Source organism: Natranaerobius trueperi (assembly GCF_002216005.1).
Taxonomy (GTDB): Bacteria; Bacillota; Natranaerobiia; order Natranaerobiales; family Natranaerobiaceae; genus Natranaerobius_A; species Natranaerobius_A trueperi.
Map to the genome: position 1 here is coordinate 240,985 of NZ_NIQC01000001.1, position 18,103 is coordinate 259,087.

General features: G+C 32.7%; 14 protein-coding genes and 5 pseudogenes. 9 read left to right on the top strand and 10 right to left on the bottom strand.

Going from position 1 to position 18,103, the window contains the following annotated elements; genetic code table 11:
* Positions 1-186: 186 nt before the first annotated feature.
* Positions 187-1,914, top strand: a complete 1,728-nt coding sequence (locus tag CDO51_RS01105) for a methyl-accepting chemotaxis protein (protein ID WP_089022449.1) — start codon at positions 187-189, stop codon at positions 1,912-1,914.
* A gap of 91 nt (positions 1,915-2,005) precedes the next feature.
* Positions 2,006-2,283: pseudogene (locus CDO51_RS15225) on the top strand (transposase); the annotation flags it as partial.
* 411 nt (positions 2,284-2,694) lie between these two features.
* Here the strand turns inward: CDO51_RS15225 and CDO51_RS01115 are convergent.
* Positions 2,695-3,930 carry a cation:proton antiporter gene (locus CDO51_RS01115; protein ID WP_089022450.1) on the bottom strand — a complete coding sequence of 412 codons (1,236 nt, stop codon included), beginning with the start codon at positions 3,928-3,930 and terminating at the stop codon, positions 2,695-2,697.
* A 440-nt stretch (positions 3,931-4,370) separates the two neighbouring features.
* Positions 4,371-4,709, bottom strand: a complete 339-nt coding sequence (locus CDO51_RS01120) for a hypothetical protein (protein ID WP_089022451.1) — start codon at positions 4,707-4,709, stop codon at positions 4,371-4,373.
* Between the two features lie 352 nt (positions 4,710-5,061).
* Between CDO51_RS01120 and CDO51_RS15230 the strand changes: the two are divergent.
* Positions 5,062-5,289: pseudogene (locus CDO51_RS15230) on the top strand (IS200/IS605 family accessory protein TnpB-related protein); the annotation flags it as partial.
* Positions 5,290-5,560: 271 nt separating this feature from the next.
* On the opposite strand, the pseudogene CDO51_RS14565 reads toward CDO51_RS15230, so the two are convergent.
* Positions 5,561-5,743, bottom strand: a pseudogene (locus CDO51_RS14565) (RNA-guided endonuclease TnpB family protein); the annotation flags it as partial.
* 394 nt (positions 5,744-6,137) lie between these two features.
* On the opposite strand from CDO51_RS14565, the gene CDO51_RS01135 reads away from it, so the two are divergent.
* The 4 genes from CDO51_RS01135 to CDO51_RS01150 all read left to right on the top strand — a co-directional run bounded on the left by CDO51_RS01135 (position 6,138) and on the right by CDO51_RS01150 (position 10,375).
* Positions 6,138-7,310, top strand: coding sequence for a cation:proton antiporter (locus CDO51_RS01135; protein WP_089022452.1), 1,173 nt, complete (start codon positions 6,138-6,140; stop codon positions 7,308-7,310).
* Positions 7,311-7,997: 687 nt separating this feature from the next.
* On the top strand, positions 7,998-8,504 hold the full coding sequence (locus CDO51_RS01140) for an RNA polymerase sigma factor (protein ID WP_420811476.1): 507 nt from the start codon (positions 7,998-8,000) through the stop codon (positions 8,502-8,504).
* Positions 8,491-9,360, top strand: coding sequence for an anti-sigma-V factor RsiV (rsiV, locus tag CDO51_RS01145; RefSeq protein WP_089022454.1), 870 nt, complete (start codon positions 8,491-8,493; stop codon positions 9,358-9,360). The genes CDO51_RS01140 and rsiV overlap by 14 nt, the downstream gene beginning before the upstream one ends.
* A gap of 88 nt (positions 9,361-9,448) precedes the next feature.
* On the top strand, positions 9,449-10,375 hold the full coding sequence (locus CDO51_RS01150; RefSeq protein WP_089022455.1) for a polysaccharide deacetylase family protein: 927 nt from the start codon (positions 9,449-9,451) through the stop codon (positions 10,373-10,375).
* Between the two features lie 27 nt (positions 10,376-10,402).
* Here CDO51_RS01150 and CDO51_RS14880 read toward each other — a convergent pair whose 3' ends face one another.
* Complete coding sequence (locus CDO51_RS14880; protein ID WP_276206980.1) at positions 10,403-10,537, bottom strand: hypothetical protein; 135 nt, start codon at positions 10,535-10,537, stop codon at positions 10,403-10,405.
* 155 nt (positions 10,538-10,692) lie between these two features.
* Here CDO51_RS14880 and CDO51_RS14080 point away from each other — a divergent pair.
* Positions 10,693-11,396 (top strand): annotated as a pseudogene (locus tag CDO51_RS14080) (RNA-guided endonuclease InsQ/TnpB family protein); the annotation flags it as partial.
* Positions 11,397-11,549: 153 nt separating this feature from the next.
* Complete coding sequence (locus CDO51_RS01160; RefSeq protein WP_089022456.1) at positions 11,550-11,924, top strand: hypothetical protein; 375 nt, start codon at positions 11,550-11,552, stop codon at positions 11,922-11,924.
* On the opposite strand, the pseudogene CDO51_RS15235 reads toward CDO51_RS01160, so the two are convergent.
* From CDO51_RS15235 to CDO51_RS01185, 6 genes and pseudogenes are all read right to left on the bottom strand, one after another.
* Positions 11,923-12,023 (bottom strand): annotated as a pseudogene (locus tag CDO51_RS15235) (transcriptional regulator); the annotation flags it as partial. The gene CDO51_RS01160 and the pseudogene CDO51_RS15235 overlap by 2 nt on opposite strands.
* Complete coding sequence (locus CDO51_RS01165; RefSeq protein WP_089022457.1) at positions 12,023-12,349, bottom strand: DUF3796 domain-containing protein; 327 nt, start codon at positions 12,347-12,349, stop codon at positions 12,023-12,025. The pseudogene CDO51_RS15235 and the gene CDO51_RS01165, both read right to left, overlap by 1 nt.
* Before the next feature lie 194 nt (positions 12,350-12,543).
* Positions 12,544-13,506, bottom strand: coding sequence for an alpha/beta fold hydrolase (locus tag CDO51_RS01170; RefSeq protein WP_089022458.1), 963 nt, complete (start codon positions 13,504-13,506; stop codon positions 12,544-12,546).
* A 669-nt stretch (positions 13,507-14,175) separates the two neighbouring features.
* A complete protein-coding gene (gene hutI / locus CDO51_RS01175; RefSeq protein WP_089022459.1) occupies positions 14,176-15,435 on the bottom strand; it encodes an imidazolonepropionase in 1,260 nt (419 codons plus the stop codon).
* Between the two features lie 11 nt (positions 15,436-15,446).
* Positions 15,447-16,340 carry a glutamate formimidoyltransferase gene (gene ftcD, locus CDO51_RS01180; RefSeq protein ID WP_089022460.1) on the bottom strand — a complete coding sequence of 298 codons (894 nt, stop codon included), beginning with the start codon at positions 16,338-16,340 and terminating at the stop codon, positions 15,447-15,449.
* A gap of 333 nt (positions 16,341-16,673) precedes the next feature.
* Complete coding sequence (locus tag CDO51_RS01185; protein WP_089022461.1) at positions 16,674-17,852, bottom strand: M20 metallopeptidase family protein; 1,179 nt, start codon at positions 17,850-17,852, stop codon at positions 16,674-16,676.
* Between the last annotated feature and the right edge of the window lie 251 nt (positions 17,853-18,103).

Here is an 18,103-nt window from a genome sequence, read left to right on the forward strand (position 1 = left end):
AGATGTTTTTCTTAGTTTTTAGTCGGTACTAGTTTTATTTTTACTGTTTCTTCATTAGGTCACCCCCTTGTTTCTTCTACCTTTTGATAGAAAATATCTTTCTTCGTTTCATATGATTTAATTGTATAAGGTTTTGCTTTATACTACAACTTAATTTTATTAAAAAAATAGGCTTTCATCCCACGATTGAAAGCGTGGGCTTTTCGCCCTAATACTGTAATTATCTATAGTACAAATGAAGAGTATATTGGGTGGGAAACACCAGAAGATCATGTTATTTATGACTTTATGACCAGTAATGATGATGAACTGATGGAAGACATAAGAAAAGATACTGAATCTGGTGACTTTTTTAAGTACGGTTATTTGAGAATACCAGAAGGTGGTTTTATACAAGTTGGAATTTCTGCAAATGAAGTAGAAGAGTTACAAAATCAGTTTGAAATACAGAATACACTAGACGTTCTTGCTGAAGATGAACAAATTGTCTATTCACGATTTATAACAACTGACAAAGAAATAGCAGCACATACTAATGAAGATAGAATAGAAACTGAATTAGATGATGAAGGTATTATTGAAGCTGTTGTTAATCAAGAAGTTTTAGTAGATGATTCATATTATGAAGAAGAAAACGTAGATGTTTATAATGTAACAGTTCCAGTAGAAATAGATGATGAATATATTGGTGCTTTAAATATTGGTTATTCACTAGAAGAAGTCCAAAATGCTGTACAAGAAAACCTAATTAGAATAGCAACTATAGGTTTGATCTTTTTCTCACTTTTAGGTGGAATCATTTATTATATTTCTAGTAGTGTTGTTAAATCTATATCTGTAATTGCATCAAACATAGAAAGGTTTTCAAATTATGACTTTACATATATACACAGTGATGAAGACATAAAAACATATAATAGAAAGGACGAACTTGGAAACTTAACCAAAGCACTAGGTCGTATGAGAGAAAGAATAGTTAATCTATTACAAGATATAAATGAAAAATCCCAACAGGTTTCAAACTCTTCACAAGAACTGTCAGCAACTAGTGAAGAGTCTACTCAATCAGCTAATGAAGTTTCTAAAGCAATTGAAGAAATTGCAAATGGAGCAACTAATCAAGCTCAAGATACAGAAAAAGGTGTAACTGAAATAAATGAGCTAGGTGAATATATACGAAAAAATCAACAGAAAGTATCTAACTTAAATACATCAGCTAACGAAGTAGACACTCTCAAAAATGAAGGAATGACAATAGTAGAAGACTTAGTTGATAAAACTAAAAGCTTAAATAACAAAACTACTGAAGTTAACGATATAATTTTTAATACACAAAAAAGTGCAGAACAAATTACTACAGCTAGTGAAATGATAAAAAACGTTTCAGAACAAACAAATTTACTTGCTTTAAATGCTGCAATAGAAGCTGCTAGAGCAGGTAAAGCTGGGCAAGGATTTTCAGTTGTGGCAGATGAAATTAGAAAACTAGCTAAAGAATCAAACAAGTTTACAGATGAAATTGATACCATTATTAAAGACTTACAAGAAAAGAGTAGTTATGCCGTTAGTACTATGGAAGAAGTAAAAGAAATTGTTAACTCTGAAGCTAAAAGCGTTGAAGAAACTAGTAATAAATATGAAGGTATGAAAGACTCAATAGAAAAAATGAAAGAAGTTCTTGAAGATGTAAATGATTCAGGTGATGAAATGGAAGAAAAGGAAAATAGAATTATAAATGTGATGGAAAACCTCTCTTCAGTAGCAGAAGAAAATGCTAGTGAAACAGAAGAAGCTTCTGCTTCAGTTGAAGAACAAACAGCTGCTATGGAAGATATAGCAAAAGCAAGTGATTCACTAGCTAAGCTATCTGAAGAAATGAAAAACACAATTGACAATTTCAAATATGATTTATAAATGGTGGAGTTTGAGCTCCACCATTTTTTTGGGAGTACACATAATTTTGTGTAAATGGATAATCCTATCAATTTAAAGGAGGTTACCATTTATGCGAAATAATCAAGACACATTAGCAAAAGAATTAGCTAAGAACTGTAATAGCATTAAAGATGTACAAGATAAGTTAAAGGACGTGTTTAGTGATACTTTACAGGAAATGTTCAAGTAAATTCCTGTAATAGTCGCAATGGCACCAGTTCTAAACAAGTCAAGACTAAATTTGGTCAGTCTGAAATAAGCATTCCTAGAGATCGTAACGGTAAATTTGATCCTCGAGTATTAGGTAAATACGAACCAAGCACCAATGATTTTGAAGATAAAATTATGGAAGAAAAGCTACTAAAACCAAAACAGCTTATTCAACTGATGAAGCTTTACTAAAAGTAATAAACCTGGCAACTATGGATCCCACTAAGAAATGGAACTCTAATTGGAAGAGTTGTATCTCACAACTCACTATCCATTTCGAAGGTCGACTCAAACCAGAATTACCATATTGAGGTATAAATCTAATCTTGACCTGAGAAAATAGGGATGAAACTAGTTAGTAAATTTATTAAGAGAGATACTATTTACACAACATTCAGGACATCCTCGGCTAAAGCTGATGCCTAGCAATCTTAATTCTCGTTTTGTTTCTATTATTACTGTTTTTTTGATTCTTGGTTAATTGCTTTCTGATGTCGTCACTAACTCATGACTAAAGTTATTAAGTGCGTTACGACTCTTTCAAAAAGATTATGCGGATGTTTCTGATTCTTTATCAGAGATTACATTTGCTTCACCCGACGCTACTAATGCATGTCTAGTTCCTAAGGGTCCAGTCAGTTCAGCTAAGGTTACATTTGCTAATACTAAGACAGTTAATACAGATGCCACCTCTGGAAATCTTTCTTGTATAATCATAAGCAATCCAATTGTTACACCAGCTTTAGAGAGCATGGCAAATCCTAAATACTTTTGTATATTTTTATTTGCTCCATACATTCTAGCACCTATAAAAGCACCACCAACTTTTCCAACCGCTCTTGTCAAGAAAAGGATAAGCGCTGGCACCCAGTTGTTTGCTAAAACCTCTAAATCAAGCGTAGCTCCTGTTAAAGTAAAGAACATTATATAAACTGGAAGTTCAATTTCTTCAAAACGTTGAATAACTTTTGGATTTTCATATAAATTAGCTACTACAAAACCAGTGACCATATTAGTTAATAGTGGTGAAAGTCCTAAACTAGAAGAAGCTCCACTATTTAGTAAAGCTAGTCCTATTAGGATTACTAAAGTTTGATATTTATCTTGATTGTACAAAAATTTATTAAGTACAATTATAAATAAAATAGCAGTTAGTAGTCCAAGTAAACTTGAAAAAATCACCTCACCAAAAGGCTCTAAAAAAGTGTACCAGGTAAGGGGATCTCCTTGAAACATAAGCCCTACAATGGCCACAACAATACCAAATACTACTACTGTAAGAGCATCGTCTACAGCTACCACTCCTAATATCGCTTTAGTCAAAGGCCCATTAGCTTTATATTCTCTAATGACTGCAACAGGTGAAGCTGGTGCTGTAGCAGGTGATAAGGCGCCTAATAATAAACTTACTGGTAAAGAAAAGTCCATAACATAATACATAACTAAAAAGACCGATAAGAAAGCACCAATGAATTGTACTATAGTTATCCCAAATATAGATTTTGCCATTCCCCGAATTTTATCAAGTTCTAGTTCACTCCCGATCATTAATGCTATCATACCTAATCCCAATACTTTGACAACTTCTAGTTCATTGTTTAGTTCTTCTGGGATAATATTTAAAACTGATGGACCTAATATTAAACCGATAATGATGTATCCTACTACCATAGGAAAACTAAACTTTTGAATAATGCGTCCTCCGCAAAGCCCTAATAGTAAAACAACTGCTATCCCTAGAGCTTGGGAGTCAATAGCAAGATTAAGATGCGAAAACACTTCCATAAAGGTTTATTCACTCCCTCTATAAATTAATTGTTTCTTTAACATACTTACTTGGTATAAAATTACTCATATTGAAATATATGTAATATAATGGTATCAGAAAATAGAGCACTTTTTCCTGGATGGTTGATATGAATTCTTAACTACTTGTCTTTTTTTATGATCTCTAGCCAACTTAAAAAGTTTTTCTAATATTTTAAAAAGATGATTGGTTATGAAAACTCTACACCTAGAAAATCCAAAGTTCTTGCTAAATGTACTTCTTTTTCAATATCTACTCCAATAATCAAAGTGATTCTTTTTTCGTTTTAGATACACTTCATAATAAGTACCTCCTCTGCTATTTTGATTAAGGGTCGTCACTAGCTAGCGACACCTCGTATAATAGCAGGAGGTACTTTTTTTATTAATCCTCATTTTTAATTAATTACAGGGATGAATTATTCTTCATATTTAGAAGTTTGAGCTAAACCGGTTACATTGTCAATCGGAAAGCTGAAGTGAATTCCAACTCCCGGTTCATTGAAATCAACAATTTCTCCCTGAAGTAATTCTAAAGCTCTTTCTAACTTTTGTTCACTGTCAATTACAGATAGTATTACTTTATTATGATTCCTACATTGATTAAAAATCAATTGACGAATTCCACCTACCGTGGGTAACTTATTATGACAATATAGCACACTCCCCATTCCATTAGAGTCTATAATGGTACCCCCCGGGATTTCATTTTCTAAAAAACTTTCTAAAATTTCGTCTAAATATTCTTCTTTGTTCAATATAATAACTAATAAATAAATTTTCGACACCTCCATTTATGAAATAAAAGTTTTTATATAACTTACTTATACAAAAGGAACCAATCTCCTCCTACAGTTTATAAAAATTATAATAACCGAAATGTACTGATTAATGTTTTTGGCTTGCCCTATCCAACAAGGGAACTATCATTATACTATTCTAGCTTTTTGATAGATTGCTACCTTGTCTTGGTGGGCATTCGAGAACAAACTATTTCCCACCCATTTAATTTCTTATTAAACTTTATTAATTGACTTTAAAAAGCTTTGAATGCGTTTACAGTATTAGGGCGAAAAGCCCATGCTTTCAATCGTGGGATGAGAGCCTATCTTTTCAATAAAAAACAAAGTTTCGCTCATTCGCTTAGAAGAACTGTCAAATATCCGAAACACGGCAAGAACAAGCCGTAAAAACGAAAAGAACCTACATACATGGTAATTTTACCGGTTAGCATTATTTATTGAGTACAAAGCAAAACTAACAGGTATTAAAACCCACCGAGATTGGGTAGCAGGAATGAACATCATCCATGCACCTGTGATAGATGGAGTAGCATAAGCAAAAGTCTATCAGCCTATACTGCTATATGCACTGGTATGGGAAGGGTACTGGCATACCCTTAGCTTGGGAGCTGTCTAAAGCAGAAATGAATTAAGGATGCATAGCTACCCGAAAATCCCACGCATTCATGCGTGTGGGAGTGTCAACGTTCACTTCGCACTATAAGGAAAAATAAGCATAGTTGGCTTGATGGAAAGAACCTATCTATTTTGACATAAGTTGTAAAATACCAGTTAGCTTTACACTCTAATTGTCTTGAAAATTCTGACTAAGGTATATCTGATATTGCTTTGACTAGTTTATGATTCTTTTTCATACCATTTACATTTTTGTCTTCGCTGAAGTCTTTTCTGGCATCTAAGATCCTTTCGTGAAGTCTAGCAATCTTAATCCTCATTTTGTTTCTGTTGTTACTGCCTTTTTGTTTTTTGGCTAGTTTCCTTTGTAGTTTAGCTAATTTCCTTTCTTATTTGGACAGATTCTTTGGATTAAGTATCTTATTCCCATCGCTATCTATTAGAAAATCGCTTATACCCAGGTCAAAACCTATATTTTTATTCACCTTAACAAGTATACTTACAAAATATATCGACACTTACTCATGATTAAGCAACGTTAAAAACAACAAATTCCTCCCCGAAGGTTTTTTCAGTATATTTATAATACTTGAAAAAATGTGAAGTAGTGTTAAAATATATATTAGTGATTTTCTTAGAAAAACAGTCAAGAAGGAGGTATGGGGTTATATAGCGGTAAGAGAATTGTTTGAACTAAAACTTTTATATTACCAAATGATTTTAAGAAAATTAAAAACTAAGTTAAATCTAAAATCGAGGTGACCTAAATTGCCTTTAGAGGCAGAAAGTTTGGGAATTGCAGTAATATTGTTAGTTGGTTACGGATGTGGGAAATTAGTACAGAAGTTTAAACTTCCTATGGTAGTTGGTTATATTATCGGGGGACTTCTTTTGAGTCCTTCAATTTTAAATGTGATTTCGACTGAACTTAATCAGAGTTTACAAGTTTTGGAAACACTGGGACTAGGTATAGTTGCTTTATTTATTGGTAGTGAATTAGAATTCAATAAATTAAAAAAATTAAGCAGGTCAATATTGGGGATTGCATTGATTGAGCTAACAGGAACATTTGTGATTGTGTTCGCAGGAATGTATTACTTGGTTGGCCTATCTTTAGAAGTGTCTATGTTATTAGGTGCTATGGCTATGGCAACTGCTCCAGCAGCAACTATGGCGGTTATTAGGGAATATAAAGCTAAGGGTAGGCTTACGAGTACTTTACTGGGAGTAGTAGCAGTTGATGATGCTTTGTGCATTATTTTCTTTGGTATAGTATCTGCTATAGTAGGTGGTATCTTAACTGGAAATGGATTTACCGCTAGTAATATTGTAGAACCATTTATAGAGATTAGTGGTTCTTTTGTTTTAGGAATTTTAAGTGGATTATTTATAATAATATTATTTAAATATACAAAAAATCGGCATGCTAAAGTATTATTGTTAATCAGTTTAGCATTATTAAATAGTGGTATAGCTTCCACGTTTCATTTATCATCACTTCTTACTAATATGATCACTGGTTTAACATTTGCAAATCTATATTCTCGACCTCAAGAAATTGCGTATCTTGAAGATGTAGAAACACCTATATATGTCGCATTTTTCGTTTTAGCAGGCACAGGCTTACATTTAGATGTTTTATTAAGTAACTGGGTTTTTGCAATTGGCTATATGATTTTTAGAACTATCGGTAAGTTAGGAGGTTCCTATGTAGGCGCTAAAATATCTGGTGCAGACGATGTAGTTCAAAAGTATCTTGGTTTTGCTATGTTTTCTAAAGCTGGAGTTAGTATAGGTTTATTAGTGATGGTTCAAGATCAATTTCCAGATATTGCAGTTATGATCACTGCAATTGAATTAGCAGCTATTACAATATTTGAAATCTTTGGTCCACTAGGCGCAAAATTTGCCTTGATTTCTTCTGGAGAAACAGAGGTATGAAATCACAAAGGCAAACCTGAAACTACGTAACGTTTAATATATAACTAACTAAAGTGCACCATTTATAAAGGACAATTAAAAAAAGGCCTGGACTGTTATCAGAAGATGATCTCTGTATTGAACAGGGATCATCTTTTTTAAGTTACATTAGTATCGATAGTTATTGTAATAGCTCATACGCTTTATTTCTAAAATGATGCTAATACCTCACCTGTAGAACTATCCATTAAGTTGATAAATAAGCTTTCTTTCCTTTCTTGTAATAAGTGAAGTGACATCCGTTAGAAGAACCTATTGTCGTATCCTTGTTAAATTCCACGTATACCATATTTTTTTCATAATTCGTCTTTTAGGTTTTTATTGCCTAAATAGCCAGATAGTGAGGCATCAGCTATATCGCTTAAATAGATAACCATGTTTTTAGTTTAAAGTGTCTACTCTATAGGTTATATTTTAATTAGAGGTGTTTCTTTTAATTTCATATTATTAAAATTTTATATGGTTAATGGTATCAAAAAAAGTACAATGGTGTTACTTAAGAGAAGATGTGTGATTTTAATTATTAAACTTTTTTCGATACAAGACAGTAAAATTTTTATATTTTTTTAAAACTTTTTTGGTTTCTCATTCGTTATATAAGTGAGACCAATTAAAAGAAAAGCTAAAGGAGTGAATAGAAGTGTAATGATAAAAAAAAAGAACCTTCAAAAAGAATTAGAAAATTATTTAATAAACAACAGGGAAGCACATTATAGACTAGCTTACAGTTATCTAAAAAACAAAGAAGATGCTTTAGATGTGCTTCAAGAAAGTACTTACAAAGCTTTTCGCACTTTAGAAAAGCAAAATAGTAACTTAAAAATAAAGTCTTGGTTTTACAAAATACTTATTAATACTTCTATCGATTTCATAAGAAAACACAAAAAAATAACTTTAGTTGATGATATAGACTTTCAAGAAAACCAAAAAGATTATTATAAAGATCTAGACCTAGAAAAAGCTTTAGATAATCTAGATGAACATCTTAAAAGTATTATCATCTTAAGGTATTTTGAAGACTTTAAGTTAGAAGAAATAGGTAAAATTCTAGATGTGAACACAAATACAGTTAAAACCAGACTTTATAAAGCTTTAAAACTATTACGTGTTGACTTAGAAGAAAATAAGGAGGACTTAAACCATGAAAAAAATTAAAGATTTACAAAAAGAATATCAGAATATCGAAATTCCTGATGAGTTAGAACTTGAAACTAAAAAAAATATTAAAGAAGCTAAAAAACAATCTGGTTACAAAGTACAAAAAAAATTATTAGTAGGAACTGCTGTAGCATCACTGTTGGTATTTAGTGCTGTTAATATAAACAGTAATGTTGCTAAAGCTTTCTCTGATGTACCAGTCATAGGAAATATAGTACAAGTGATCACCTTTGAAGATTATCAATATGATGATGATAAATACCAAGCTGATATTGAAACTCCAGGTGTAGAAGGATTTGAAGATGAAACCTTACAGGATACTCTAAATGAAAAATACATTGAAGAAAGTAATAAACTATATCAAGAGTTTCTAGCTCAAATAGATAAACTAGAAGAAGTAGAAGACGGACACCTAGCAGTAGACGCAGGTTATGAAGTACTTAATGAAGATGATCAGTTACTTACTATTAAAAGATATACAACAAATACTATTGGATCATCAAGTACACAAATAAAATACGATACTATTGATAAAGAAAATGAAGTATTAATTACACTCCCTAGCCTATTTGAAAATGATGACTATGTAAAAGTAATCAGTGATTACATTAAAAAAGACATGAGCCAACAAATGAAAGAAGATGATAATATCATTTACTGGGTTGATGAAAATGAGCCTGAAACATTTACACAAATTGAACCTGATCAAAGCTTTTATATTTCTGAAAACAACAAATTAGTAATCTCTTTTAATGATTACGAAGTTGCTCCTGGATATATGGGGGTAGTAGAGTTTGAGATACCTACTGACATCATTTCTGATATTTTAGTAAGTGACAAATATCTTAATTAGTTTTATCGAGGGGTAGAATTACCCCCTCGATTTTGTTATGATCTTATACTAGATTATATTACTAAAGTTAAAATAGGAGAGGATATAGTTGAAAAAAATCAAAACTAAAAAAAAGCCATACTTTCGAATCAAGTTTAGAAAACTTTTACTAGTTATAATAGCGTCCTTTTTATTAATAATGGCAACTGGACATGCTAAAGAACTTGTATTTGCAAATGATGCACAACAAGAAATCAAAGAACTTAAAGATTTAGTTAAAGAACTTGAAGAGATTAATGAATCACATAAAGACAAAGAAGAGACACTAAAACAGTATGAAGAGAAGATGGACAGGCTTAAAAAAGAAAAAGAACGCCTTAAAAATGAAATTGAAACCTTAGAAGAAAAAGAATCATCAAAGGTGGCTTACCTCACCTTTGATGATGGTCCAAGTCAGAATACAAAAGAGATTTTAGATATCTTAAAAGAAGAAGATATTGAGGGTACATTTTTTGTAAATAAAAATGATACAAGCTATGGACGTAAAATGTACAAAAGAATTGTAGATGAAGGACATGCCTTAGGAAACCATACTTCTACACATGAATATAAGAATATTTATAAATCAAAAGAAGCTTTTATGAAAGATTTTAATAACATGGAACAGTTAATATATGAAGTGGTAGATGAAAAGCCACAGATTATGCGTTTCCCAGGAGGGTCAATAAGTCTTTCAAACCAAAGAAATCAAGTAATAGGTGAAGTGATTGAAGAGCTTCATAGTAACGGATATACCTATTTTGATTGGAATGTAGATGCTAAAGATGCTAGTAGACCATCTTTAAGTAAACACGAAATAGTAGACAATGTATTAGAAGGAACAAAAGGTATTGATAATGCTGTAATCTTAATGCATGATTCTTCTGCACGAGATACTACAGTAGAAGCATTGCCTGAAATAATCTCAAAGTTAGAAAAAAAAGGTTATACTTTCAAAGCCCTTTCTAAAGATAGCCCACCAGTAAAATTTAGATAACAAGATAGTTAATAACTCACATTAATATTAATGTGAGTTATTATTTATAACACTAACTCCGCCCATAAATGTTCTCCCTTGGATAATTATCTTTTTAGAAGAATTCCCTTTTTGTCCGGCTTTTACTATTCCTATGATCCCACCAGCATCTTTATCTAGCATTTCTGTTCCACCTAATATATAAGTTCCATTACAGTATCAGGGCGAAAAGCCCATGCTTTCAATCATGGGATGAAAGCCTATTTTTTTAATAAAATAAAGTTGTACTATAAAGCAAAAACATATACAATTAAATCATAGGAAACAAAGAAAACACGATTGAATTTCCAGTGTACATCAGTGGTAAATCAAACCGGATTGCAGTAAAAGCTATTTTAACAGAGTACCAACAGAATCTATTAAAAAACAAATTAGGGACACTTCGCATCACAAAAAAATCAGATAAATGGATCGCCCAAGTATGTGTAACAGTACCAGAACCCAAACCTAAAGAGACTGATACAGTAATGGGAGTAGATCTAGGATTGAAGGCTCCAGCTGTTTCGGTAACAAGTACCGGAAAAACAAAATTCATTGGAAACGGAAGACAAAACAAGTATATTCGCAGAAAATATAAGTCAAAACGTTCTGAACTAGGTCAAGCCAAGAAGTTAAATGCCATCAAAACCTTAAATGACAAAGAACAAAGATGGATGAAAGACCAAGATCATAAAATTAGCCGTAAAGTGGTTGATTTTGCAAATATCCGAAACACGGCAAGAACAAGCCGTAAAAACGAAAAGAACCTACATACATGGTCATTCTACCGGTTAGCATTATTTATTGAGTACAAAGCAAAACTAAGAGGTATAGCAGTAGAATATGTAGATCCAAAATATACGAGTCAAACTTGTCCCATATGTAGAAATCGCAACCATGAAAAGACAGAAACTATCAATGCTCATGTGGTTTTAAAACCCACCGAGATCGGGTAGCAGGAATGAACATCATCCATGCACCTGTGATAGATGGAGTAGCGTAAGCAAAAGTCTATCAGCCTATACTGCTATATGCACTGGTATGGGAAGGGTACTGGCATACCCTTAACTTGGGAGCTGTCTAAAGTAGAAATGAATTGAGGACGCATAGCTACCCGAAAATCCCACGCATTCATGCGTGTGGGAGTTTCAACCTTGTGTTAACTTTAATACTTTATTTTAATATCGAAGAGTATAAGGATTATGCTTTATATTGGATTGCTGCTGTTCCTCCTGTGGTATATTTGCTACTGGGGAGGAAAATAGGTGGAATTGTGACATTTAGTTTTTTAAGTTATATGTTTATATTTATAATGACCCGGATCCAAGGAGATTTCACTTCTGATTCTGTATATAATATTGTGATAGCAGTCTTAGCCATCACAGTACTTATAAGCTATTATGAATTATGTATACAGGAAGCATATGATACATTAAATAAGAAAAATAAAGAGCTAACAAACCTTTCCTCAACAGATCACCTGACAGGTCTCTTTAATCGTTTTAAATTAGATCAAGTATTAGAATCTTAGTTTCTCGCCTTACATTAACTTTTTTGCTAGTTCCTCTTGAGTCATATCATACCGGGCTCGAAGTTCTTTAATTCTTGATTTAAATGTGATGTTTTCCATTATACATCACCACGTTTTTCATAATAGTTAAATGAAATGATAAATACAAATAGCTGAATGACAAATATGGTAGCAATCATTAAAGCTGCAAATTCAATAGTCTCTGTTACGCTAATTCCAACGATTGATAACACTAGTAAAATATTGCTTACAATAAAGGCATTAGATCCAGCTTTCGCAATGTTCTTTCTCAAAAGCTCATCATCTGTTTGAGAGGAGATCCCGAAAAAACCAAAAAAGCCAAAGAAACCGTAGTTACCAGTAAAGAGCCCAATTAGACCCAATAACCCCAACAATCCCATGTATTTCACTTTATTTGGTTTCATTTTTATACCCCCTTACGTTATCTAAAAATAATATAATGTTAGATATTTATATCATTATGATATAAATATCTAACACAAGTAGGATAAATGCAAACTTTAACTTAATGAAAGTTAATAGTATGTAGTTAAAAACCCTTAAAATAATATTAAAGCGGTAGCAATTAATATAGCTACCGCCTTAAGTACGTGAATATCTAATTTTTCGTTGCTTTCTCAATAAGATCCCTACTCTTCTCTGCAATTAATTCTGGTTTATCTAAGTGAATATAATGCCCTGCATCTAATACAAAATGTTCTCCTTCAGTTTCTTCTGCAAAAGAAATTAAACACTCACTCCAGTATTTTTCTTCATTCTCACTTGAAATGAAAACATGAAAAGGTGAGTCAGGTTTTTTAAATTCAGAAACAGTCTGAGAGTTATCTGACAAATAACTTGCTTCTTCCCACATATTTTTTGTTTGGACACGTCGGAAAAAAATAGTTTCTGCAATCTTAGCTTCTTCTTCTGTTAAATGTCCTTTTTCCATAGCTGGGAAATTATCACGAAAAACATTAGGTTGATTTCTCATAAGACCAGTACGTGCTAACAGGGTTATTACACGTGATAGAGGTGGGTCTTCCTTTGTTTTCTCATAATAATCTGGAGTAAGAGGATCTAAGCCAATAATAGCTTTAACTTCTTTTGGATAAAGATTAGCCCAATATATTGCTTCTAAACCAGCCACAGAATGTGGAAACAAAACATAAGGAGGACTTTCTCCAGAAAGCTCTAGTGCAGTACGGGTTTCTTCTAGAACAGTATCTATATCCCTACAACTTGATGTAATATCGCTCCATCCGTATCCAGCTCGTTCTACTACAACAATTCTGTAGTCATTTGATAATTTTTTATAAAGTGCTTTAAAATCATATACTGGAGAACTAGTTCCAAATCCTGACATGAAAATAAGAGTTTTTTTTCCTTCTCCTTCTGAATAAACATGTAACTTATCACCATTATCATTAATTTCTACAATAGTACCGGGTGCCGGATAGTCTTCTTTTTCCTGGGTTAGTAATTCTCTGTGCTCAAGATAGCTGCCTCCAACTATAAATGTAATACCCATAATTAATAGAATTGGAACTCCAACTAAAATCCACTTAAATATTTTTTTCATATATTTATCTCCTTTCTGATTGTTTTACAGATACTAAACATTAATTTATTACCTTCCTAACTTTGAGTCAACTATAATAAGAGATTTTCTATGTAAAGGATACAATCTTATAAAATTTTGGAAATTAGGGGTACAGTAATCCAAAGTTGAAATTTTGCTCTTTTAAAAACTAAATTAAGCAGCGTGTTTCTCTCTAGTTTTTATGAACTTGCTTTCGTTGTAGGGCTCTTTATTTACCCACATAGCAATGAGTATCCTAACCCAAGATCAGCCCAATCGATCCCAACAAAGTACATCTAAGACCTCCTTAAGGTAATGGTATTTAGTAGCAGTGGTAAGCCTTGTCTAGCATCAGTGCTCGAGGCACGACTTCTCTATAGTCCGTACCTGCTACTTATGGTATCCGGGGAAGACAGTTCTTTTATAAGCAGTCTCACTGACTAGGAGTGATCGGTCTTTCCCCAGATGGCCACCTTTACTTTATTATTACGTGATCCAAGAGGGGCTTTCCTGCCCTTCTATAAATAACTATAACAGACAAGGGGTGATAATATGATTAGTGACCCTAGTCATATAATTAGTCATATTTATCTAAAACCTTATACTTAAAAAAATAAACGGTGTAAACCTCTAAAAAAGGTTCACACCGTTTATTTAAGAGTATTCTTTTTAAACTACAACAGTTCCTTTTTTAATAACTGTTTCTACATGGTTAATACCGTAATGATACGGTAGGTACTCATGATTTGGCATATCAAAAATAACAAGATCTGCCTGTTTACCACGTTCAATACTCCCTATTTTATCAGCTTTATTAATAGCATGGGCTGCATTAATAGTAGCAGCACTAATAGCTTCACTAGGTAACATCTTCATTTTAAGACAAGCAAGAGAGATAATAAAACTCATAGATTCAGTTGGTGAAGAACCAGGGTTTCTATCTGTTGATAGAGCTGTGGGTACACCTTCTTCTATCATTTTTCTTGCTCTAGCATATTCATCATTCATTAAGAAAAAGAGTGTACCTGGTAGTAATACTCCTACAACACCCGCTTCAGCCATCCTTTTAATACCTTGATCACTTGCCTTACCTAAGTGATCGGCTGAAACTGCTTTCACATCAGCAGCTAGCTCTGCACCTCCTAATGGGTTTATCTCATCTGCATGAATTTTAGGTAATAACCCGGCTTTTTTTGCTTTAGTAAGTACTCTTCTTGATTGTTCTACTGAAAAAACACCTTTTTCACAAAAAATATCACAAAATTCAGCTAATCCTTCTTCTACAACTTGAGGTAGCATTTCATCCACAACTAAATCCACAAAAGCATCGGGATAACTTTTATAGTCTTTAGGTATTGCATGCGCACCTAAAAAAGTATTCACAACATCTACTTGATGTGTTCTACCTAACTTTTTAGATACCCTTAACTGCTTTAATTCTGTCTCTGTCTCTAAACCATAACCACTCTTTGATTCAACTGTTGTGACACCTTCTTTTAAAAAGGTATCTAATCTTTTCTTTGCAGACTCATATAGCTCTATTTCTGGTTTGTTTTTTGTACTTTCTACTGTACCTAAAATACCTCCACCCGCTTCTAATATTTCAAGATACTCTCTACCATTTATCCTTAGTCCTAGTTCTCTTTCTCTACTTTCACCAAAGACAATATGTGTGTGGGGATCAACAAACCCAGGCATCACAGTTTTATCCTTTGCATCAATAACTCGAGTTTTTGGTGTTATATTTACTTTATTAATAATTTCGTCTGTTTTTCCTACAGCTACTATCTTTTCATCTTTTACTACAACTGCACCATCTTTTATAATACCTATATTTTTAAGTTCTTCCTTAGTTTTAGGTTTATAACTATTCCCTTCTAGTGTAACTAATTCCCTTGCATTTAATATAACTAAATCAGGTTTTGTCATATTATTACCCCCTACTCTAATAACCTGTTCTCTAATACCTGCTCTGAGTCAAAGCTATCTAATTGAAGATAATATCTAGCTACATCTATTAATGCCTCTACTGGTGTCAATCCAACAATCTCACAATCAGTTATGTGCACACCATATCTAGCTGCTTCAATTTTTATAAGCTCTTGTATTCTATATAGGGGAGTTTGGTTTACATCAACAAGGTTCATAGTTACTTGTGCCACATCTCTATCGTCTAAATATATACCAAGGGCTTTAACATTTTTTAGCCCACCACTTCTCTGTCTAATATTTTTAGCTATCTTTTTAGCTATGTCTACATCTGAGGTACTTAAATTAACGTTATAGGCCACCAACGGTTTTCTGGCGCCTATAGCTGTTGCACCAGCTGATTCATTCATCTTTTTAGGTCCGTAATCTGGCTGTTCACCATCTTCATTGATACGTTTTTTAACACCTTCATATTCACCTTTTCGTACCTTAGCTAGATTCTTTCTATCTTTTCTATTAGCTGACTCTTCATACATAAAAACAGGAATATTAAATTCAGAACCGATAACATCAGCTAACTTTTCAGATAAATCAACACATTCTTCCATAGTAATATCTTTAACAGGGGTTAGTGGTATCACATCAGTTGCACCCATTCTTGGATGTTCACCTTCATGTTGTGTCATATCAATCTCTTCTGAAGCAGTCTTAACAGAACCAAGGACTGCTTCAACTAATGGTTCAGGTTCGCCCACAACAGTTACAACAGTTCTATTATGATCCTCATCAGGTGATGTATCTAACAATTTCACTCCATCTTTATCTTTAAAATTAGCTACTATTTTTTCAATCACCTCCTTATCTCTACCTTCACTATAATTTGGAACACATTCGATTAAAGGCATATTTATCCCCTCCCTTAAAAATCTCGACTCTTATATATATGAAAAGGAGTAGAGCCCGATGCATAAAAAATCGGGCTCTTTTTTGCACCATTTCTTAAAGCGAATAGTAAAAACTATATAACAGTGACTCTCACTTATTTAATGAGATGGATTTATTTAAAGCCATATGATACTGTTTGATGCTTATATATTTTTAATGAGAATAGGTGTTAATCAAGTAAAGACAATGGCAGTTCTCATGAAGAGAACTGCCATTTTAATGTGAGAAATTTATAGTTTTTTGAGTTTACTTCAAAACTCGAATCCTTACTTTTTAAAGGGGGTTTTTTTGTTTTAAGAAAGCTGATTAAAAACAAATTGAGTTAGTACACTCATCCCATAAGGTATCGCTTCATCATTGAAATCAAACTTTTCGTTATGTTGACTTACCATAGGAGTATCTGGTTTAGTGATACCGAGTCTAAAAAATGTAGAACGCTCTACATTAGTTGATAAAACTGAAAAGTCTTCTGAGCCCATTCTTGCAGGTATGTCTACTACACTATCTTGAGAAAGGACTTCTTTTGCTGCTTTTACAACTTCTTCAGTAGTATCTTCATCATTAATAACTGCTGGTACACCATGTTCATAAGTAAATTCATAGTCACATCCATAGGTACTAACAACATTTTTAATGACTCTCTCCATCTTTTCTTCTATTTGTTTACGTACTTCAGGTGTATGACATCTAGCAGTACCTTTTAGTTCTATTTCTTCAGGAATGATATTAAATGCATTACCTCCATTTATGATACAAACAGAGATAACAGCACTATCAAGGGCATTTATCTCTCTACTTACTATACCTTGAAGAGCCATTACAAGGTTAGAAGAAGCTAAAATAGGATCATAAGATCTATGTGGATAAGCACCATGTCCACCTGTTCCTTTAACTGTTATATGAAACTTATCACCTGAAGCCATAAAGCCATTTGGCTTTACACCAACCTTTCCAACAGTTAGGTCGGGGTCCCCGTGAAGCCCTACTAATACATCAGGTTTTGGATCTTTTAAAACACCGTTATCAACTAATGTTTGTGCACCTTTTAGGGTTTCTTCACCTGGTTGGAAAATGAATTTAACCTTTCCAGAAAATTTATCTCTATTTTCACTTAAGTATTTTGCTACACCAAGTAAAATGGCAGCGTGTCCATCATGGCCACAGCTATGCATAATGCCATCATTTTGTGAAGAATATTCTAGATCTGTTTTTTCTGTCATGGGTAGTGCATCTATATCAGCTCTTAACCCAACTACTTTATCTGATTTATTTTGTTCACCTTCTAATAGTGCCACTACACCAGTTTCAATATTATAAGAACAGATATCAATATTGTATTCAGTTAACTTTTTTTTAATAAACTTTGTTGTTTCATACTCTTCTAAACCTAGTTCTGGATATTTGTGAAGGTATCTTCTAATCTCTGTAAACTCATCATGCATTTTTTTAATTTCATTAAAAATTTCACTCATAATAACTCCCCCTATAAATTTAGTATTCTAAAAACAGGAAACTATAACACCTCACCTTCTTCAGTTAGTTATAGTCTGAAAATTTCTGTAATTATATATATACTTCGACTTTTATTAAAATAATCCTCTAAAAATTATATGTTACTCAATTCATTAAACTACTATAAGCCAACTTTCACCGCCTAGCTAGCACCTTTTTGAGAAAAACATTAAGAGGCGGCATCAAAGAGTAATCTTTAAGATGCCGCCCC